We start from the raw sequence: 20494 nt of genomic DNA on the forward strand, positions 1-20494 counted from the left end.
ATATATGAGCCGATCCATTACCCAGAGCGTTTTCGCGAGGCTGGCCCTTATGACCGCGATCAGCGTGGCAAGCTGCACCTCGCCATCGGCTGTGGAACAGGCCGCCGACCCTGTCATGTCCTGCGATACGCCGATCATGGTGTTTGGCACGCGCGCGTCGATCAAGGCGCCCGGGTTCACGCAGAGCGTCAAACTCAGCGACGTGCCGATCAGTGACACGACCGTTGGGTATGGCCCCTCGGCTGGGTACCGGGATGAACTCACCCTGATGGATGGTGTCTTTCATATCGCGACACCAGAGAGCGGTGACATGGTCTCGCTCTCGCATGATGTATCGCCAGAAAAGGGCGCTGCCTTTTTGGTGGCAAGCAGCCCGGCGGGCTGGAAAGCCGTTCAGCCAGTCGCTGACCTGGCAGGCCTTGAGGGCATCGAAAGCCTGCTCACAGATACGGCTGAGGCAGCTGGTTGCCCAGCCGGCGCGGCCTTTCCGTTCAAGCTGACCGGCACGGCGTCACAGGCGAGCTGGAGCGCTGTCGGGAAACCGACCGGCGCGAAGGGCGACGCAGAGGATGTGGCCGTAGAGATCGTCGGCATCTACGCCCCCGGCCCTGAAGACACCTATTTCCTTCCGGACGGCCGGACGCTTCATGCCCACGCGCATATCGTTGGAACACAGATTACCGGGCATCTCGGGCAGATTGGCGCCCTGAGCGACGTGGCTCTTTATGTTCCTGCCGCGCACCAGCCGTAACTTACCGAAAACACGGGCGGCCTAGGCAACAGCGGCTTCAAACGCCTGATAGCCGTCCTCGATGGTGGGGATGATGTCGACGATCTCGAAGTACGGCTCGGCGAAGATCGGGCTGTCGCGCAGATGTTCCATGGCGAAATAATAGGCGCGAAGGTCTGTTGTCTCAAAGAGGGCGACGTCGCTCGCACGCGCCGAGAAGGCTTCCGCATCAAAATAGCGAAAAGCCATCGCATGTTCGGCCAGCGCCTTGGAGAATGCCCTGTCGGCAATGCGGCTGCGCTCATCACGTGGCAGGCGCAACCAGGCCGGTAGCGCCTTTAACAGAACAAAGATCGTGTAGGTCGTGGTCATAGGTAGTATCCTGTACTTGCTTGCCCAAAAATACGAGTTATAGCTCGCATATGACAACTCGTATTGAGGCCACCTCAGACCGCGTTCGCAAACGCCCGAAGCAGGCACGCTCTCGGGCGATGTTTGATGACATACTGGAAGCGGCAGCTCGCATTATCGAGAAGGAAGAGCTCACCGCTGTGACAACAAACACCGTCGCGGAGGCCGCAGGCGTCAGCATCGGTTCGCTCTACCAGTACTTCCCCAACCTGGCCGCAATCCTCGCAGAGCTGACCTTGCGCGAGCGCGGTATACTCATGGACAATGTAAACCGCGTTGCACTGGAGTTTGATTCCGCGCCGCTGGAAGAGACGCTGCTGGCGCTGATTGAGGTGGCGGTCGCGCATCAACTGGCACGTCCGCGGCTTGCAAGAACCCTGGATTATCTTGAGGATTCGCTGAACCTCTTCGACGAAACCGTGCAGATGGGCGATGAAATACGGGCAGCCGTTGCTTCGCTGCTGCGTCGCTATGATTATCCTCTCGCTGATCAAGCGGCCGCAGACCTCGTGGCCATGAGCAAAGGCATGATTGATGCGGCTGGGCGAACAGGCGAAACAGACAGCAAGGCTCTGTCGCTGCGCGTAAAGCGGGCAACGCTTGGATACTTGAAATACTGACGGGGCGTTCCCTCAGGTCTCTGCGACCGCCTCACGTTCCTCGTCTTCTTCTGCCGTCTTGTCGCTGCCCAGGCGCAGGACGTGTGCCAGCGGCACGATCGTCCAGCCCTGCGCGATGAGCGAAGTGACGACGATGACGAAGACAATGTTGAAGAACTCGATCGTGACCGGCCCGGGCGTGATCACGGGATAGATTGCGAGCAGGACCGGCACCGCGCCGCGCAGGCCGACCCAGCTGAGGAAGACATTCTCGCGGAAGGAAAAGCCCATCCATCCGATGCTGAGCATCACGGCCAGCGGGCGTGCGACGAACATCAGGACGCCAGCCACGGCGAGCGCAGCCCAGATATCCTTCAGGAGGTGGCTGGGCGCCACGAGCAGGCCCAGCATCAGGAAGAGCGCCATCTGGCTGATCCACTGGAGGGCCTCGTTGAAGTTCAGGATATTGTCGAGCGGACGCCGCAGGCGGTTGCGGATGGCGATGCCGACAAAATAGACGGCGAGGAAGCCGCTGCCGCCGACGAGCGCCACAGCTGAATAGATGGCGAGGGCGCCGGCCAGGGCCATGGCGGGATAGGTGCCGTTCGGAAGGGTCATCTTGTCGATAAGGAAGGTCAGTATCCGGCCGCCGCCGATGCCGCCCAAGAGGCCGAGCCCGATTTGCGCCACGAGAAACACAAAGAAGCCGCCGACTTCGAGCGCCGAGGTCGGCAGACCGCCATTGACCATGGTGGTGAGCGCGACAACGAGGAAGATGGCCATCGGGTCGTTCAGGCCGGATTCCAGCACCAGCGTGTTCTTCACGCGGTCGCCAATGTCGCGCTTGCTCTGCTGGATCAGCAGGAACGTGGCGGCGGCATCGGTGGACGCCACGGTGGCGCCAAGGAGCAGCCCGACAAGCGGTGGCATTCCGAGGACATATGTTGCGAACAGGCCGACAATGAGCGCCGTGACGAGCACGCCAACCGTCGCCATCATGATCGAGGAATTGCGCGCGCTGCGGATGACACCGCGCTCCGTCTCCAGGCCACCGGCGAACAGGATGATGGCAAGAGCGATGCTGCCGAGGTTGAAGCCGGTCTGGTAGCTGTAGAAGCGGATGCCGCCCGGGCCGTCCACGCCGAGCAGCATGCCGAGGCCGAGCACCACAAGCAGGATGGGGGCGCCCGCCTTATGCGCCAGCGGCATCAGCGCAAAGGTGGCGAACACAACAAGGCTGCAAAAAAGGATCGCCAGTTCCATCAATTATCCTTCAACCGCGTGAGTCTTTGCCTGACTCCCTTCTTACGTGACAGGCCGGTGAGGGCATACTCCCAGCAGGCTGCAAAGCGGACAAAACCGCAGTGAATTCCTCGAAATTTGCCCAATGCCCTACGCTTTTCGCTCAAACAGATTAGGTAGTTGGGAAACAGGAAGGCAAATCGATGCAGATTGGCGAAGTGATCTCCCTCGTCGTGCTTGGCGCCTATGCGGTTCTCGGCGCCATGACGATGCTGTCGCCGGGCTGGATGGCCCGTATTGTCAGGCTGGTTGAGGATCCTGATCCGGAGCGGCCGGGCGGCTTCTCCGAATTCCGGGCGACGTTTGGCGGCCTGTTCATGTTTTCGCACATGATGACGGCGGCCCTGCTACTGACCGTGTCGCAAAGCGAGGTGAATGTGCTGAGCGTGCTGGTGGTGCTACCGCTGGCGGCGGGATGGATTGGCGCGGCCTTCGGGCGGACGCTGTCGCTGGTGCTGGATAAGCAGAAGAACCGGGGCAGCGGCATGATCCCGGTGTGGATTCCCATGGAATTCCTCAGTGGACTTGCTATAGCGGCCCCAATCCTGCAGTTCATGGGATAGAAAACGAAAGATAGAGATATGACGGAGCGTCGAGAGACGGGCCGCTCGCGCCAGGCAAAGCCCGGTTCGCGCCCCCAGAACAGCCCGAATAAAACCCCGAAGGATGCCCGGAAAAAGCCCGGACACAACCCGAAAACGCTAGCCGAGCCCGACTGGAGCGAAGGCGAGCGCATTGCCAAATATCTCGCCCGCGCCGGCGTCGCCTCACGGCGCGAAGTGGAGCGGATGATCGAGGCCGGTGATGTCTGGGTGAACGGCACCAAGCTGACCTCCCCCGCTTTCAAGGTGACCGGTCGCGAGCTGATCAAGGTCGGCCGCAAGACGATCAGCGCGCCCGAGCCGACGCGCCTGTGGCGCTATCACAAGCCCGCCGGCCTGATCGCGACGAACAGCGACCCTGAAGGCCGCCGGACGATCTTTGACGAATTGCCGAAATCCCTGCCCCGTGTTGTGACAGTCGGACGTCTCGATTTGACCACCGAAGGCCTCCTGCTTCTGACCAATGATGGCGAGCTGGCGCGCGAGCTGGAACTGCCGAAGAATGCGCTGGAGCGGACCTATCGCGTGCGCGCGCAGGGCACTGTGACGGACTTCAAGATTGCCGACCTGGCTGCCGGCATCTCGGTCGACGGCGTGGACTATGCCCCGATCACGGCTGTGTTCGACCGGGAGAACGGCGCCAACTCGTGGCTGACCGTGACGCTGACCGAGGGCAAGAAGCGGGAGGTGCGCCGCGCACTGGAAGCTGTGAACCTGATCGTGAACCGGCTGATCCGCATCAATTACGGCCCATTCGAGCTGGGCGACCTGCGACCCGGCGCGGTGGAGGAGATTCCGCCTGAACTGATGCTGGAAACTGTTGGCCACATGATCGCAGAGGCCAATCGCCCGCTGCGTGAAGCGCCGAAACGCGCGGCACCTGCCGCAAAGTCACGCCTTGGCACAAGGCCCGGTTCCAGTAGACTTGGAAACAGGAAACCCAAACCCAGACAATCCTGACGGAGAGCCCCATGGCCGATACCGCACTTGCCACCCCACCCGAGACCAAAATGGACCCGGATCGGACGATGAGCGCGGCGGCCGCGGCCACGTGTGACCAGATCGTCGACCCTGCCGTCTATGCCGACCAGCCCAAGCTGGACGCCGCTTTCGCCAAGCTGCGCGCGGAAGACCCGCTTGCCTGGTGTGAACCGGAAAACTTTCGTCCCTTCTGGGCTGTGACCAAGCATGCCGACATCATGGAAGTGAGCCGCCAGAACAAGCTGTTCACCAATGGCGAGCGCGAGATGCTGTCCTACAAGCAGGCCGAAGAAGGCGTCTATGCGCAATTCGGCCAGCCGCACCTTCTGAAGACTTTGGTTCAGCTGGATGACCCGCTGCACTTCAAGCTGCGCCACCTGACGCAGGAATGGTTCATGCCGCAGAACGTGAAGAAGCGTGAAGAGGGCGTGCGCGCGATTGCCAAGCAATTCGTTGACCGGATGGAAGACCTGGGCGGCGAGTGCGACTTCCAGCAGGATGTGGCCCTTCACTACCCGCTGCGTGTGATCATGCAGATCCTGGGCGTGCCGGAATCCGACGAGCCGATGATGCTGAAGCTGACGCAGGAAATCTTTGGCGCGCAGGACGAAGACCTGAACCGCAACAAGAAAAGTCTGGAAGACCGGGACGTCGAAGGCGGCCTCGCCTCCATCCAGGCAACGCTCGCAGAGTTCTTCATGTATTTCACGGCGATCACGGCAGACCGCCGCGCCAACCCGCGCGACGACGTATCGACCGTGATTGCCAATGGCATGGTCGACGGTGAGCCAATCGGCCAGTTGGAAGCGATGAGCTATTACATCATCACTGCGGCGGCAGGCCACGACACGACCAGCGCCTCGACCGGTGGCGGCGTTCTGGCCATGTTGCAGGACCGCGACCAGCTGAAGAAGATCATGGCAGACCCCAAGGGCATGTCGCGCACAGCCGTTGACGAAGCCATCCGCTGGACGACACCAGTGAAGCACTTCATGCGCACGGCACAAGAAGACTATGACCTGCGCGGCAAGACCGTGAAGCAAGGCGAGAGCCTGCTGCTCTGCTATCCATCCGGCAACCGCGACGAAGAAGTCTTCGACGAGCCATTCAAGTTCAAGGTGGACCGCAGCCCGAACAAGCTGATCTCGTTCGGCCATGGCGGGCACATGTGCCTCGGCATGCACCTCGCGCGCCTTGAGATGCAGATCATCTACGAAGAGCTGTTCAGCCGGATCAAGTCGTTCGAACTCGACGGCGACCCGACCTTCATCAAGGCGAACTTTGTCGGCGGCCCGAAATCGATTCCGGTGCGCTACAAGTTCTAGTCAGGCCTGCAAGCCGCGCCCGCGAAACGAGGCGCGCTGCAGGACAGAGGAAACATTTCAGGAGGACAGACTATGGGATTCCAGAACGTCACCGAAACCTACCAGGTTGAGCAGCCGCCCATCACGCCGCACAGCAAGCCTGTCTATGACCTAAAACCGCCTGTGGACCTGACCACTGCCAACGTCTTCTCCGACAATGGCGGCTATACGTTCGACGCATTCGAGACGATGCGGACGAAGGCCCCGGTGATGTGGCATCCGGAAGAGTACGGCGCCGGTTTCTGGGCTGTCAGCACCTATGACCTCGTCAAGAAGATGGAACTCGACCCGGAGACCTATTCCTCGCAAAAGGGCGGTATCCTGATGAATTATGGCATGGAGGGCGTACCGCGCCATCCATTGCTGCACTCATCCTCGCTGAACTCGCTTATCAACCTGGACCGGCCCTATCACACACCGCTGCGCATGGAGCATATGGCGTATTTCCGGGCGGATTTCGTGGCCGAGCTGCGCAAGCGCGTGACGGCGCAGGTGAACGTGCTGCTCGATGGCATGGCCAAGCAGGGCCCGGTTGTCGACATGGTGGAGACTTTCTCGGCCGAGCTTCCGCTGTTCACGCTGTGCGAGATTCTCGGCGTGCCTGTGGCCGACCGGCCGAAGCTGGTGCACTGGATGCACTTCCTCGAGCAGTCGCAATTCCAGGCGCAGCAGGAAGGCCTCGGCAATGTGTCGATGGAGCAGATCACGCACTTCATGAACGAGATTCAGGCCATGTTCGAATATGGCCGGTATCTGCTGGCCGAGCGGCGCAAGAGCCCGCAGCCGGACCTGCTGAGCGCCATCGCCAATGTCGAGATTGACGGCAAGCCGCTGTCGCCGGAATTCCTTGACGGCTCGTGGCTGCTGATCGTGTTCGCGGGCAATGACACGACGCGCAACTCGCTGTCGGGCACGATGAAACTGCTCACGCAGAACCCGGACCAGAAGGCCAAACTGATGGCTGATGACAGCCTGTTCCCGAACTTCGTGCACGAGTCGATCCGCATGGTGAGCCCGGTGACCTATATGCGCCGGACTGCGACGAAGAATACCGAGCTTGGCGGCCAGCCCATTGGCGAGGGCGAGAAGCTGGTCATGTATTATGCGTCAGCCAACCGCGACGCGGCGAAGTTTGACAATCCGGATACGTATGACATCACGCGCGCCAATGCGAAGGACCATCTGGCCTTCGGACATGGCCCGCATGTGTGCCTTGGCCAACGTGTGGCCAACATGCAGGTGGATGCCGCCTATCGGCAGATTCTCGCGCGCTTCCCGGATATTGCCTGGACGGGCGAGCAGTCGATTGCGCCAAGCAATTTCGTGCATGCGATCTCGTCGCTGACGGTTGACCTCGGCAAGCCGGCATGAGCGCGCTTGTCCTGCGGGAAGACCACGACGGGCTGGCCGTTCTGACGCTGAACCGGCCGGACAAGCTGAACTCGCTGACCGTGGGCGTGTTCCGCGAACTGCGCCAGCATGTCATCGACCTCAAGAAAGATGACTCGATTGGCTGCGTCGTGCTGCGCGGGGCGGGACGGTGTTTCTCGGCCGGGCATGACCTTGGCGACATTGCCGAGGGCGAGAAAGTGCCATCGCCGGGCTGGCATTCGGAAACGCTGCGCATGCTGGAGACGCTGCCGAAGCCGGTGATCGCGGCGGTGCACGGGCATTGCTACACCGGCGCGCTGGAAGTGGCGCTGGCCGCCGATTTCATCATCGCAGCAGAGAGCGCGAAGTTTGGTGACACGCATGCGAAATGGGCGCTGACGCCGATCTGGGGCATGAGCCAGCGCCTGCCACGGCGCGTGGGCATTGCCACGGCGAAGCGCCTGATGTTCACGGCCGAGATGTTCGGCGCGGCTGAAGCGTTGCGGATCGGCCTCGCCGAGCAGGTGGTGCCTGACGCGGCGTTCGATGCCTCCATTGACGCGATGGCGCAGAAGATTCTGGCCAATTCGCCCTTCTCCCACGCCGCCAACAAAAGGCTGCTTGAAGCCACGGATTCCCGTGACATGGATTCCGGGTTACAGTGGGAAGTGCTCAAAAATGAGGGCGTCGGGCCTGACATGCAGGCGCGAATCGGCGCCTTCATGCGCAAGGACTAAGGGGACGCGAAATATGGACTATCTGATCAGGCGCAATGACCTGCGCGATTGCCAATGGACCGAGGGCGCGGTGGCGGAACTCGGCGAAGGCATGGCGCGTCTGCGCGTGGAAGCCTTCGCACTGACCGCCAATAACGTGACCTATGCGAGCTTTGGCGAGGCGATGAAGTATTGGGACTTCTTCCCGGCGGCCGACCCGGCCTATGGCCGCGTGCCGGTTTGGGGCTTTGCGACGGTTATCGAGTCGACGACGCCCGGCGTGGAAGTGGGCGCGCGGGTCTATGGCTACCTGCCGATCTCGGACACGTTCGATGTGAAGCCAGCGCGGGTGGGCAAGGAAAGCTTCATGGACGGCGCGGAACACCGCAAGGGCCTCGCACCGATCTACAATACTTACATCGTGACTGCGGCGGACCCGACCTATGATGCCGCGTTCGAGGCGCAGCAGATGCTGTTCCGGCCGCTGTTCACAACCGGGTGGATGATCGACGACTGCCTGATGGAAACGGGCGATGCCGTGCCGGAGACGGTCGTGATTTCAAGCGCCTCATCCAAGACGGCGCTGGCGCTGGCGCACTGCCTGAAACTGCGCGGCGGCGTTGATGCGGTGGCGCTGACATCGCCGGGCAATGTGGATTTCGTGAAGAGCACGGGGCTTTACGCGCGGACGCAGACCTATGATCAGGTCGACACGATGCATGCGCGGGGGCTGACGGCGTTTGTGGATTTCCTTGGCCGCCCTGCCCTCACCGCTGATGTGCACAATGCATTTCGGGACCGGCTGGTGCGCAGCCTTGTGATCGGCGTGACGGACTGGGAGGGCAATCGTGCGCCGATCCAGCTGCCGGATCCGCAACCGGAATTCTTCTTCGTGCCGACCTATGCCGCCGAACGCGCCAAGGTGCTGGGGCCGGACGTGCTGAACCAGAAGCTGGGATCGGCGCTGATGTCGTTCTATCGCGCCTCAGCCGCGTTCGTGACACCGCAAAGCGATAGCGGCATGGAAGCGATTGATGCTGCCTGGCATGATACGGTGAACGGCAAGGTAAGCCCGAAAACGGGCCTTGTCCTCGCGTTCTGATCTGGCTCAAGGCTGGCGGGAAATCTTGAATTCGGTGCGCGCGTTGCGGCCCCATGCCTCAGCATTGTCTGCCGTGTCGAGCGGTACGCCTTCGCCATAGCCAACAGCTGTGAGCTGCTCTGTCGAGACGCCCTTTTCCTCAAGATAGTGCTTCACGGCATCCGCACGCTTCTGCGAGAGGACGAGGTTATATTCGTCAGACCCACGGGAATCCGTGTGCGAGCCGATTTCGACATTGAAGTCGTCACACAGCATCGCGATGCCAGCCACCGCATCGAGCAGGCCCATGCTGACCGGAGAGATGTCACCCCGGTTGGTGGGGAACTGTATCTTCTGCCCCTCCATGGTCTCGTTCAGGGCCTGTTGGCAGGCATCCTGCGAGATACCGCCGCGCGCGAGGGCTGCGACGCTTGCGCCCGGACCCGGCTCGCCCTCAGCGACGCTGATGCCGTCGACGACAAGGTTGATCTCTGTTCCGCCTGTTGGGTCGGCCATGATGGCGGTCGTTGCGGCTTCAAGGGCGCGGCGCTTTGTGTCTTCGTCAGGGGCAACGCCGGTCACAACGCCGATATTCTCGCGGGCAACGAAGTCCAGCCACGTATAACCTGCTGCGCTGAAGGCGTCTTCGATGTCACCGACCCAGCCAGCGGAGGCGCGTGTCACCTGCTCTGGCGCACGAGACTGCTGCGGCATGATCGTGGGAGAGAATTTGCCATTCTCGAAAACGTACATCCCTTCGGGCAGTGTTACGCATTCCAGTCCATCAGCGGCAGGCGCTGCGGCCACTTCAGCCGCCTTGTCGCCGCCACAGGCGACCAGCCCGAGCAGGGCCGTCGAAGCGACTCCGACCCGCAGGAATTGATCCATCTTAACCATGACGTGCCCTTTCCTGCTGGAGGTGTGAGGGTTTCTGGTACGGAATTTTTGCATGCCCAACACTCTGACCTTTGTCCCGCAATGTCAAAATGCTTCGCGGGTTAGGCGAAGGTCTTGCAGGTTCCGGGCCAAACTGCGGCAGATGCAGCTATTCCAGCGCCTTGTAGACCTTGCCCCCCTGCATAACAAAGTCGACGGATTCCAGTTCCGTAATCTTTTTCAGGGGGTCCGCTGTGACGGCGACGATGTCCGCATACTTGCCGGGCTCGATCGTGCCTATCTCGCCATCCATTTCGAGGTGTTCGGCGGCAGATACCGTGGCAGCGCGGATAGCTTCCTCTGGCGTGAACCCTGCCTCAACCATGAGCGCGAATTCCTTGGCGTTCAGGCCATGCTGCGAGACACCGGTATCCGTGCCAAAGGCGACGTTCACGCCGCCTGCATGGGCGCGGCGCAGCATGTCCAGCATGAGCGGGCCAACAATGGCGGCTTTCTTGCGCGAGGCTTCGGGCAGCCATGGTTCATTGGTCCAGCCGGTGACCGTTACGCCCGCAATCACGGTGGGCACGAGCGTGGCCTTGTGTTCCTTGAACAGGGCGATGGATTCGTCGTCGAGATAGGTCCCATGTTCGATGGAATCGATGCCGGCGCGCAGGGCTGCGTCGACACCGGCCTTGCCATGGGCATGCGCGGTGACTTGGCGGCCCATGGAGTGAGCGGCTTCGACGATGGCGACCAATTCGTCATTGCTGAACTGCTGTTCGAGGCCAGCGGCCGTGTTCGACAGGACGCCGCCGGTTGCCGTGATCTTGATGACATCGGCGCCTTCCTTGACCTGCTGACGCACGGCGCGGCGGCAGTCATCGGCGCCGTTGCAGATGTTCGTACCGGTGAAGAGCTTCAGGACCGGGGAGGAGTAGCCATTGATGTCGCCATGACCGCCAGTGATCGAGATGGCCTGCCCAGCGGCCCGCATCCTTGGACCCGCCACCGCGCCACGTGCGATCGCGTCACGCAGGCCGAAGACGGCGTCATTCTCGCCGCCGACGTCCTGAACCGTGGTGAAGCCCGCTTCGAGCGTCTTCTTCGCGAAGGCCGCGCCATCAAAGGCGGTATCGACGGATGAATCGGTGAAAGCCTTCAGGCGCTCGCCGGGACCGCTTTCGCTGGTGATGTGGACGTGGCTGTCGATCAGGCCCGGGACGACATAGGCGTTTTTCAGGTCGATGACGGGCACGTTCTTGGCGCCGGATTTGTAGCCCGGCTGGACGGAAACGATACGGCCTTCCTTGATGGTGATCGTCTGCTCGGTGAGATAGCCTTCGCCTGGCACGGCCAGCAGATGGCCCGCATGCACGATGGCATCCTGCGCAGCGGCGGCGCCGACAGCGCCCAGACAGACGGCGGACAGGGCGAGCGATTTCAGTGTCACGGGTTTCATCTGTGCAAACCTTCTCATGGGGTGAGGATCATTTTCATTGCGCCGTTCTCGCGCGCGTCGAACATGCGATAGGCTTCTGCCCCTTCGGACAGGGGCATGTGATGGCTGATGGTGCGTTCCGGGCGGAGCTTGCCAGCCTGAACGAGCGGAACGAGTTCCGGCCAGTGCATGGGGACCGAACATGTGCCGGTCCGGAAGGTCAGGCCCTTGATGAAGGCCAGCGCCATCGGGAACTTGAAGTCCATCGACTGGTTCACGCCGATGCAGGACACGGTGCCGGCATTGCGTGCGAGCTTCATGGCGAGATGGATGGCGGCATCTGCCCCGACACATTCCACAACACTGTCGCACATCCGGCCAGAGGTCAGCTCGGTGATGCGGTCGCGGGCATCTGACGCATCGAAGGCGACCGCGCCGAGCGCTTCGGCTTCCTTGCGTCGTTCGGCCACGAGGTCGACCGCGAAGACGCGCGCGGCACCCATCAGGAATGCCCCCTCAACCGCCATCAGGCCGATGGGGCCACAGCCGACAATGGCAACCGTGCTGCCGGGCTTGATGTCGGCATTCTTCAGGCCGAACCATGCGGTGGGAAGGTTGTCCGTCAGCAGGACGGCCTGGTCCTCGCTGATGCCGTCCGGGATTTTCGCGAGGCCGAAATCGGCGACGGGCACCATCGTATATTCGGCCTGCACACCCTGCAATTTATGGCCGAGGCCGTAGCAGCGGATATTGTTTGTCTCGCAGCGGTTCATGTTGCCGGCCATGCAGGCAGGGCATGATCCGCAGCCGACAGCCGCAGAGATCATCACCTTGTCGCCCGCCTTGAACCGGGTGACGGCACTGCCGGTTTCGATGACTTCGCCGACGGCTTCATGGCCGACGCAATAGTCATTCGTCTCGGAAAAGCCGTGTCCCTGATAGATGTGCAGGTCTGACCCGCAGATACCGCATGCCGTGATCTTCACGATCGCGCTGCGGATATCCTCGGGCTGGGGCGGCGGAGCATCGGCATATTCAATGTCACGGGCGCCGCGATACAGAAGGCCTTTCATGGGGAGTATTCCTTGGTGTTTGAGCGGCTTATGCCGGTAGCTTGTCGGCTGGATAATGCGGATAGCTGGCTTTCAGAACGCCGTGATTGAGCAGCGTTTCAGCGACCTGTTTCGTGCCGGTTGAATCGAAGATGCGCGTGCGGATCCAGTAATTCTCGGCGCGGCGGCTGGCGCCCAGCGCGACCACTTCGCGGCGCAGGATGTAATCCTCGTCGACAAAGAGCGGGCCGTCGATCATGCGCATTTCGAGATCGGCGAAGAGGCCGATGGACGGGTGCTTGACGGGCCAATTGGCCATGCCGCCGGTATAATTTGCAAGCACACTGATCATCTCAAGCGGGATGACGGGGCGGCCCCAGGGCGAGGCCTCGGCGTCGCTGTACCAGTCGCTCGGCTCGGTGATGACGGCCAGTTTCTGCGCGAGGCTGAAGGGGTAGAGATTGCCCATGTGCTGGTCAGGGCCCATGCGGACGGGCTCGTCCTTGGTGGTCTTCAGGCCGACCTTCATGTCTTCCAGGATGACGAGATCATCGGCGGGGCGCAGCTTGGCCATGCGCTCTTCAAGCAGCGTCGTGCCGTGGTCCGGGCCGAGCGTGGCGCTGGCCTCCAGAACGGGCGTGCCGTCTTCCTTTTCGGCCCAGCACCTGGCGCGGGTGGCGCCTTCGGCGGGGCGCTCGACAAAGGCGCGCACCTTCTCGCCCTCGAACACCATGTTGAGAAAGTGGACAGACAGGCATCCGCGCTCGAACCAGGCCTTGCCCCAGATATCATAGAGCATTGGCACGAATTGCTGGAAGTGCGTGGGGCCTTCGATGGGGCCGGCCTTGATGCCGAGGCGTTCGGCTTCGGCATCATCGTGCAGCGACTTGTGGCCGCCATAGGATTGCTCCTGCAGCATCTGTGCGGGCGCGCGGAGCGGGCCTTTGAGAATGTCGGTCATGTCATCTCCCTTATTTTGGGCAGACAATGCCACCCTGATGTTCCGGCGTCACCCCGTTGCGAGGGACTGCCGTATTATTGCGCGTCCGCGTCGAGGGCTTTCTGCACGGCCTTGTAGAAAGCCTTGCGGGCCTCGAACTCGCCGTCCTTGTCGCCAAGGGCCGATGTCCAGCTGCTATTGGATGCGATCACGAGGCTTCGGGCGGGATCGATGAAGATGCCCTGCCCGAAGATGCCATCAGCCTGGAATGAGCCATCGTCCCATGTCCACCACTGATAGCCATAGCCTTCGCCGGGGGCGCCATAGGAGACTTGTTTCTGCGTGGCCTTTTCGAGCCAACCCTCCGGCAGGACGGGCTGGCCATTGACCGCGCCGCCGTCGAGGATGAACTGGCCGAAGCGGGCAAAGTCACGCACGGCCGCCTGTATGCAGCAGCCACTGATCTCGTAGCCATCCTCACTGAGCAGCCAGGTCGCATCCTGCTGCATGCCATAGGGCTGCCAGACCTTTTCCGACAGGTACTCGGCCAACGGCTTGCCGGTGGCGCGGATGACGAGAATGCCGATGAGGTTTGTCTCGCCGGTGGAATAGTTCCAGACCTCACCCGCCGGATGGGCGCGTGGCAGGGTGGCCATATAGGTCGCCGTGGCGCTCTTGCCGGTTTCGGCGGGCTGTTTGTCGAACTGTGCGACGTCGGAATTTGGATCGCCATAATCCTCGTTCCAGGCGATGCCGGATGTCATGGTTAGCAATTGCTCGACGGTGACATCGGCATAGGCCGAACCGCTCAACTCGTCGATATAGTCCGATACCGGATCATTCAGGCTCTTGATGGCGCCGTCCTTGATCGCGGCGCCGACAAGGGTCGACGTCAGCGACTTGGCGACCGAGAAGCTGGTCCAGCGGCCATTGTCGCGGAAGCCCAGCGCGTAACGCTCAAGCCGCACTTTGCCGTCCTGAAGGATGACAAGCCCTGCGGTGCGGTTTGAGGCAAGGTAGGCATCCATGTCCATGTCGAGCACGAGCGGCTCACCATCGGGCAAGGGATGAGCCGTGTCACCGGCCGCAATCTCATGCGACTCGATGACGAACGGGATCTGGTCGAGCATGCGGAAGCCCGCATCGCGCTGGTCGAGATTCCAGAAAAGGATGTCCCGGCCATAGGGCTGGTGCGCCAGCAGCGCGCGCCAGTCCGGCCCGATGAAGAACCAGCCGGCGAGACCGGCGACGCCCAGTGCTGCCACGCCGATGGCGAGACGCCGCCCAAGTCCCATGGCCTATACCCTTTCCAAAAGTTCGGCGGGAGGGCGCTAGCCCTCCATGCCGGCCTTGCGGGCATAGCTCGCAGCGAACTGCGCAAGTGGCACCACGCGTGCGGCGTTTGACTCGGCGTTGGCGCTATTGGCCGTGCCATCACGCACGCGGCCGATGATGCCCTGAAGGATGCCAGCGAGACGGAAGGCATTGTAGGCGAAGTAATAGTCGAGCTCCGGCAGGCCGTCACGGCCTGTGTGCTCGCAATACATGGCCACATATTCTTCCATGGTCGGAATGCCCCAGGCCTTCAGGTCCGGGATGGCCGAGATGGCGCCACGGGTCGTATCGCCTGCTGGCATGACCCAGTTCATCAGGTGATATGAGAAGTCGGCCAGCGGATCGCCGAGGGTCGAGAGTTCCCAGTCGAGCACGGCGATAACTTTCGGCTCGGTCGGGTGGAGCACCATATTGTCGAGGCGATAGTCGCCATGAACGATCGTGGTCTTGTCGCCAGCCGGGATATTCTTGGGCAGCCATTCGATCAGCTGTTCCATCTCCGGGATGTGCATCGTCTCGGAGGCCTTGTACTGCTTGGTCCAGCGGTGGATCTGGCGGGCGACATAGTCGCCTTCCTTGCCGAAGCCTTCGAGGCCGGCCTTTTTCCAATCGACATTGTGGAGATCAGCAAAAGTCTTGATCTTCGCTTCATAGATCTTGCGGCGCATCGCCGGCTCGTATTCGGGCAGCGTGCCATCCCAGAGGATGCGGCCTTCGACATTGTCCATGACATAGAAAATCGTACCGACGACGCTTTCATCCATGCACAGGCCATAAGGCCGCGCGACGGGGTAGCCGAGGGGATAGAGCGCGTTGATGACGCGGAATTCACGGTCGACGGCATGGGCGCTGGGCAGGAGGTTGCCCGGCGGCTTGCGGCGCATCACGTATTTCTTCTTCGGGGTGATCAGCTGGTAGGTCGGGTTGGACTGGCCACCCTTGAACTGGCGCACGACGAGTGGGCCTTCATAGCCCTCGACATTGGCTTCCATCCAGGCTGCGAGTTTCGACTCATCGAACTTGTGGGATTCCACGACCGGTTTGGTCCCTGAATACAGGTCCTGTGCCGTTTCTGTCTCTGCCATTGGGTACTCTCGTTTCTGAAGTTTCCTCTGGGACACCATAACGGGCCCATACGCGGTGCCAAGACCTGCCGTAAGGTCGCCGTATTTGCCGGGGAAAGTCTCCCCCATGATACGTTCCCTTAGTGCCCTCGCCTTCTTCGCTTTCACCGCGCTTGGCGCGCAGGCCGTGACGCTTGATCCGCAGGGCCAGATACGGCCCGAATTGCTCGGACAGGCGCTCGCCGCGCAGGAATCCCACAAGGCAGACTTGCGCGACACGGGCCGCCTTGTGATCGTTGACTATTCACAGCATTCGCGTGAGGCGCGACTTTACGTCGTAAACCTCCAGACAGGCGACGTCGCCGCATTCCGGGCCGCACATGGCAAGGGATCAGACGCCGATCATGATGGCTATCTGGACAGTTTCTCCAATGTTTCCGGTTCCAGCGCCAGTCCGCAGGGAGCGTTCGCCACTGCCGAGGAATATGTCGGCCAACATGGCCGCAGCCTGCGCCTCGACGGCCTCGACGCGACCAATGATGCATCCCGCGAGCGGGCCATCGTTGTGCACGCAGCCGACTATGCCGAACCGGAATTCCTCGCCCAGCACGGCAAGCTCGGCCGCTCCAACGGCTGCATCGTGTTCTCCAAGGCCGACCTGAAGACTTTCCTCGCCGATGTGCCGGAAGGATCGCTGCTCTTCGTCGGCAAATAGGCCTATTTCAGCGCGCGCCAGCCGATGTCGCGGCGGCAGAAGCCTTCGGGCCAGTCGATGCGGTCAACACCGGCATAAGCGCGGTCCACGGCTTCCTTGAGCGTATCGCCTGACGCGGTGACGTTCAGCACACGCCCGCCAACGGCGACGATGGCGTTCTCGGAATCGCGGTCTGTGCCGGCCTGGAAAACGGTGACGCCGGGCAAGTTGTTCGCGTCGGTCAGGCCATTGATGACTGAACCCTTGGAATAGCTGTCCGGATAGCCCTTGTTGGCGAGGACCACGGTGGCGGTGGGTTCGAACCGCTCCAGTTCCAGCAGGGATTCAAAGGCCTCTTCATTGCCGGCCAAGCCGTTCGTGGCCGAGGCGAGGATGGCGGGCACGATGTCGCCTGCGAGGCCTTTCATCAGGGCCTGGCATTCGGGATCACCAAAGCGCGCGTTGAACTCGACGACCTTGGGGCCTTCCTCCGTGACCATGACGCCAACATAGAGCACGCCCTGATAGGGCATGCCGTCTGCCGCCATGCCCTTCAGCATGGGCTGGACGATCTCGGCCTTGATACGGTCCATGATGGCAGGCGTGACGACAGGCGCTGGCGCATAGGCGCCCATGCCGCCTGTGTTGGGGCCGGTGTCACCGTCGCCGACACGCTTGTGGTCCTGCGCGGCGGGCAGGTAGACGGCGCCCACACCGTCCGTGATGACGAAGATGCTGGCTTCTTCGCCATGCATGAATTCCTCGATGACGAGCGTGGCGGAGGCGTCGCCATGCTTGCCGGAAAGCATCTCTTCAACTTCCGTGTCGGCCTGTTCCAGCGTCTCGGCGATGACAACGCCCTTGCCCGCTGCCAGGCCATCGGCCTTCAGCACGTAAGGCGCTTCCATCGTGCGCAGGAAGGCCTTGGCCAGCTCTGGCGAGGTGAACTCGCCATAGGCCGCCGTGGGCACCCCATAGGCCTTCATGCGGCCTTTAGAGAAGGCCTTGGAGGCTTCCAACTGCGCGGCCTGCTTGCTGGGGCCGAACACATCAAAGCCGCGGGCGCGCAGCACATCGGCGAGGCCGAGGGCCAGCGGCGCTTCCGGACCGATGACGATGAGGTCAGGCTCCACCTGCAGCGTGAGCTTCACCAGATTGTCGATATCGTCGGCGGCAATATCGAAACACGGGCCGATGACGTCCATGCCGGGATTGCCGGGCGTGGAATGGACCACATCCACGAGTGGCGACTGGTCGATCTTCCAGGCCAGCGCGTGTTCGCGCCCGCCGGAACCGATGAGGAGAATGTTCATGGGATTTGGCCCCTCGCCTGCTGCTTCCCAGCCGCTATAAAGGCTGGATGTCCGACTCGCCAGTCTCCAATGACCACGCCGTTTCCGTTTCCGAGCTCGCCGCGAGCCTGAAGCGGACAATCGAGTCCAATTTCGACCATGTCGTCGTGCGCGGGGAGCTGGGACGGGTGACGATTGCCCGGTCCGGCCACATGTATGCTGACATCAAGGACGACAAGGCCGTTCTCAACACGATCATGTGGAAGGGCCAGGTCGACAAGCTGCCCTTCCGGCCGGAGGAAGGCCTCGAAGTGATCGCGACGGGCCGCCTGTCGATCTATGAAGGCCGCTCGAACTACCAGTTGCTGGCCAGTTCCATGCGGCCAGCGGGCGCCGGCGCGCTGATGGCGCTGCTGGAAGAGCGCAAGAAGAAGCTCGCCGCCGAAGGCCTTTTCGACGCCGCGCACAAGAAGCGCCTGCCCTACCTGCCGCAGACCATAGGCGTCATCACCAGCCCGACCGGCGCCGTGATCCGCGATATCCTGCACCGCATCCGGGACCGTTTCCCGGTGCGCGTGATCGTTTGGCCCGCATTGGTGCAAGGCGATGCAGCAGCGGCGCAGGTGACGGCCGGTATTCGAGGGTTCAACGCGATGATCGGTGCGGACCGGCCGGATGTGATAATCGTGGCGCGCGGCGGCGGCTCGATTGAGGATCTCTGGCCATTCAACGAGGAAAATGTCGTACGCGCGGCGTTTGAAAGCGAAATCCCGCTCATCTCGGCTGTGGGCCACGAAACGGACACGACGCTGATCGACTATGTGTCGGATGCGCGGGCGCCGACGCCGACCGGGGCGGCGGAGATTGCCGTGCCTGTGCGCAACGACCTGCTGCTGAACATTGACGAACATGCCGCGCGGCTGAAGCGGGCGCTGGCGCGGCGGACGGGACGTGCGCGGGATGCGCTGCGGGCCGCGCGGATGCCGCGTCCGGAAACGCTTTTGCAGTCCAAACGCCAGCGGCTGGACTATGCGGCGGCCAGCCTGCCCCGCGCGACGCGGACGCTGATCGAGCGCAGCCGCGCCCGGCTTGCGGCCGCGCAAGTGAGCCCGAGTGGACTCAGGGCGGACATTCGCCGGGCACGCCAGAGCCTGCGGGAGACCGCTGTGCGGGCACGCCCTGCCCTGCTGCGCCTGATGGACCGGCGCCGTGTGTCGCTGGAATCGCAGGGCAAACTGCTGGAAACGCTGTCCTATCACGCCACGCTGAGCCGCGGCTTTGCCATCGTGCGCAGCGAAGACGGCAAGCTCATCCGGTCGGCAGGCGTTGCCGAAAACGCAGCCGTATTCAAGGTAAGCTTTGCCGATGGCGACGTGTCGGCAGCTCCTCTGGATGGACCGCCGCCCTCCTCGTCACCAGCGGCCCCTGCCCCCAAAACGAAGAAAGCCCCGGCCAAGGGCCAGGGCTCTTTGTTCTAGGATCAGGGATCGCCTCAGGCGCCCTGTAGATCTTCCTGCAGCACCGTCATCTGGAACTGGTAGGACGTCTCGCCCTCGTCGACATCCTTGTAGACCAGCGCGATGAACTCGGCGCCGAGATAGACCTCGACGGAATCGTCTGTCTTGTCGCGGGCCAGCAGGCGCAGGCCCGGGTGCAGTTTCTCTTTCAGATACGCCTCGAGACGCAGTGTTTCTTCACGTTCCATGACGCAACTCCTTCGCAATTCAGCGGCGCAACCTAGTCTTTTTCTTTTCCGGCGCAACCGGCGCGCCTGTAAACAAGTGTGGGAACAGGGGCCGGACTATTTGGCCATTTCGTCCGGAATGTTCTGGTCCATGGTCTGTGCGGGCTGGCAACAGAGCGGTTCACCAACAATCTTGGCGGGCACGCCTGCCACAGTGCAATGCGCCGGCACGTCCTTCAGGACCACGCTGCCAGCGGCAACCTTGGCTTCGTCGCCAATCGTGATGTTGCCGAGCACTTTGGCGCCAACCGATAGCAGTACGCCGCGACCGATCTTGGGGTGCCGGTCGCCGACTTCCTTGCCGGTACCGCCGAGCGTCACGCCATGGAGCAGCGAACAGCCATCCCCGACAATCGCGGTTTCACCGATGGTTATGCCGGTCGCATGGTCGAGCATGACGCCGTTGCCGATGCGTGCGGCGGGATGGATGTCCACGCCGAAGAGCTCGGAAGCGAGGCCCTGGAAATGAAAGGCCAGCGACTCGCGGCCCTGACGCCACAGGACATGCGCAACGCGATGCGTTTGCAGCGCCATGAAGCCCTTGAAGAAAAGGAAGGGCTGCAACATGCCCCGGCATGCCGGGTCGCGCTCAAGCACGGCCTGCATGTCGGCTTCCGCGGATGTGAGCAGCGATGGGTCGGAATCATATGCGGTGGAAAGGATATGGCGCACCTGAAGCGTGCCCATCACCGGCCCGCCGAGCTTTTCAGCGAGATGGTAAGACAGGGCCTGGCAGAGGCTGTTATGCGACAGGATAGCGGCATTGATATAGCTCGCCAGCGTGGGCTCTTCTGCAGCAGCTGCTGCAGCTTCGAAGCGCAGGCGGCGCCAGGCCGGTGGGGGCGAACCGATATCAGGATTTTCGACCATTCCGGTCTCCGTCAGAAGTGGGCTTTGTA

General features: G+C 62.2%; 21 protein-coding genes. 10 read left to right on the forward strand and 11 right to left on the reverse strand.

Translation table 11 applies throughout. The features are described 5' to 3' along the window. Positions 1–4 precede the first annotated feature (4 nt). Complete coding sequence (locus V7651_RS14495) at positions 5–751, forward strand: hypothetical protein (protein ID WP_335613568.1); 747 nt, start codon at positions 5–7, stop codon at positions 749–751. Between the two features lie 21 nt (positions 752–772). Here V7651_RS14495 and V7651_RS14500 read toward each other — a convergent pair whose 3' ends face one another. Then, a complete protein-coding gene (locus V7651_RS14500) occupies positions 773–1102 on the reverse strand; it encodes a darcynin family protein (protein WP_335591223.1) in 330 nt (109 codons plus the stop codon). 50 nt (positions 1103–1152) lie between these two features. On the opposite strand from V7651_RS14500, the gene V7651_RS14505 reads away from it, so the two are divergent. Beyond that, positions 1153–1761, forward strand: a complete 609-nt coding sequence (locus tag V7651_RS14505; RefSeq protein ID WP_335613569.1) for a TetR/AcrR family transcriptional regulator — start codon at positions 1153–1155, stop codon at positions 1759–1761. 12 nt (positions 1762–1773) lie between these two features. Here V7651_RS14505 and V7651_RS14510 read toward each other — a convergent pair whose 3' ends face one another. Beyond that, complete coding sequence (locus V7651_RS14510; RefSeq protein ID WP_335613570.1) at positions 1774–3003, reverse strand: potassium/proton antiporter; 1230 nt, start codon at positions 3001–3003, stop codon at positions 1774–1776. 182 nt (positions 3004–3185) lie between these two features. Between V7651_RS14510 and V7651_RS14515 the strand changes: the two genes are divergently transcribed. The 6 genes from V7651_RS14515 (at position 3186) to V7651_RS14540 (ending at position 9178) form a co-directional block, all read left to right on the forward strand. Then, entirely contained in the window at positions 3186–3605 is a 420-nt protein-coding gene (locus V7651_RS14515; RefSeq protein ID WP_051624804.1) for a hypothetical protein, read from the forward strand. An 18-nt stretch (positions 3606–3623) separates the two neighbouring features. Then, a complete protein-coding gene (locus V7651_RS14520; RefSeq protein ID WP_335613571.1) occupies positions 3624–4604 on the forward strand; it encodes a pseudouridine synthase in 981 nt (326 codons plus the stop codon). Positions 4605–4615: 11 nt separating this feature from the next. After that, positions 4616–5950, forward strand: a complete 1335-nt coding sequence (locus V7651_RS14525) for a cytochrome P450 (protein ID WP_335613572.1) — start codon at positions 4616–4618, stop codon at positions 5948–5950. Between the two features lie 72 nt (positions 5951–6022). Beyond that, on the forward strand, positions 6023–7360 hold the full coding sequence (locus V7651_RS14530) for a cytochrome P450 (protein WP_335613573.1): 1338 nt from the start codon (positions 6023–6025) through the stop codon (positions 7358–7360). Continuing rightward, entirely contained in the window at positions 7357–8097 is a 741-nt protein-coding gene (locus tag V7651_RS14535) for an enoyl-CoA hydratase/isomerase family protein (protein ID WP_335613574.1), read from the forward strand. Before V7651_RS14530 ends, V7651_RS14535 begins: the two co-directional genes overlap by 4 nt. Before the next feature lie 13 nt (positions 8098–8110). Beyond that, on the forward strand, positions 8111–9178 hold the full coding sequence (locus tag V7651_RS14540; RefSeq protein WP_335613575.1) for a DUF2855 family protein: 1068 nt from the start codon (positions 8111–8113) through the stop codon (positions 9176–9178). 6 nt (positions 9179–9184) lie between these two features. Here V7651_RS14540 and V7651_RS14545 read toward each other — a convergent pair whose 3' ends face one another. The 6 genes from V7651_RS14545 to V7651_RS14570 all read right to left on the reverse strand — a co-directional run bounded on the left by V7651_RS14545 (position 9185) and on the right by V7651_RS14570 (position 15886). Next, the gene (locus V7651_RS14545) at positions 9185–10054 is read right to left on the reverse strand and encodes an OmpA family protein (protein ID WP_335613576.1); all 870 of its coding nucleotides are present in this window, start codon (positions 10052–10054) and stop codon (positions 9185–9187) included. Positions 10055–10202: 148 nt separating this feature from the next. Beyond that, the gene (locus V7651_RS14550; RefSeq protein WP_335613577.1) at positions 10203–11495 is read right to left on the reverse strand and encodes a metal-dependent hydrolase family protein; all 1293 of its coding nucleotides are present in this window, start codon (positions 11493–11495) and stop codon (positions 10203–10205) included. Positions 11496–11509: 14 nt separating this feature from the next. Continuing rightward, positions 11510–12547 carry an alcohol dehydrogenase family protein gene (locus V7651_RS14555; protein WP_335613578.1) on the reverse strand — a complete coding sequence of 346 codons (1038 nt, stop codon included), beginning with the start codon at positions 12545–12547 and terminating at the stop codon, positions 11510–11512. Positions 12548–12575: 28 nt separating this feature from the next. Beyond that, positions 12576–13487 (reverse strand): hypothetical protein, encoded by a 912-nt coding sequence (locus V7651_RS14560; protein WP_335613579.1) that lies wholly within the window; start codon positions 13485–13487, stop codon positions 12576–12578. 74 nt (positions 13488–13561) lie between these two features. Continuing rightward, positions 13562–14761 (reverse strand): serine hydrolase domain-containing protein, encoded by a 1200-nt coding sequence (locus V7651_RS14565; RefSeq protein WP_335613580.1) that lies wholly within the window; start codon positions 14759–14761, stop codon positions 13562–13564. A 36-nt stretch (positions 14762–14797) separates the two neighbouring features. Further along, entirely contained in the window at positions 14798–15886 is a 1089-nt protein-coding gene (locus tag V7651_RS14570; RefSeq protein ID WP_035538659.1) for a phosphotransferase family protein, read from the reverse strand. Between the two features lie 106 nt (positions 15887–15992). Between V7651_RS14570 and V7651_RS14575 the strand changes: the two genes are divergently transcribed. After that, on the forward strand, positions 15993–16580 hold the full coding sequence (locus tag V7651_RS14575; RefSeq protein ID WP_335613581.1) for a murein L,D-transpeptidase catalytic domain family protein: 588 nt from the start codon (positions 15993–15995) through the stop codon (positions 16578–16580). A gap of 2 nt (positions 16581–16582) precedes the next feature. Here the strand turns inward: V7651_RS14575 and purD are convergent, their stop codons facing one another. Next, the gene (gene purD / locus V7651_RS14580; protein WP_335613582.1) at positions 16583–17872 is read right to left on the reverse strand and encodes a phosphoribosylamine--glycine ligase; all 1290 of its coding nucleotides are present in this window, start codon (positions 17870–17872) and stop codon (positions 16583–16585) included. Positions 17873–17919: 47 nt separating this feature from the next. Here purD and xseA point away from each other — a divergent pair, with 47 nt between their 5' ends. Next, positions 17920–19329 (forward strand): exodeoxyribonuclease VII large subunit, encoded by a 1410-nt coding sequence (gene xseA / locus V7651_RS14585; protein WP_335613583.1) that lies wholly within the window; start codon positions 17920–17922, stop codon positions 19327–19329. A gap of 14 nt (positions 19330–19343) precedes the next feature. Here the strand turns inward: xseA and V7651_RS14590 are convergent, their stop codons facing one another. Together V7651_RS14590 and cysE are read right to left on the reverse strand one after the other, a co-directional pair. Then, on the reverse strand, positions 19344–19556 hold the full coding sequence (locus V7651_RS14590) for a DUF3126 family protein (protein ID WP_034738270.1): 213 nt from the start codon (positions 19554–19556) through the stop codon (positions 19344–19346). Positions 19557–19652: 96 nt separating this feature from the next. Next, complete coding sequence (gene cysE / locus V7651_RS14595; RefSeq protein WP_035538655.1) at positions 19653–20465, reverse strand: serine O-acetyltransferase; 813 nt, start codon at positions 20463–20465, stop codon at positions 19653–19655. Between the last annotated feature and the right edge of the window lie 29 nt (positions 20466–20494).

The sequence above is a fragment of the Hyphomonas oceanitis genome, assembly GCF_036964545.1.
In the GTDB taxonomy this organism is placed as follows: Bacteria; Pseudomonadota; Alphaproteobacteria; order Caulobacterales; family Hyphomonadaceae; genus Hyphomonas; species Hyphomonas oceanitis.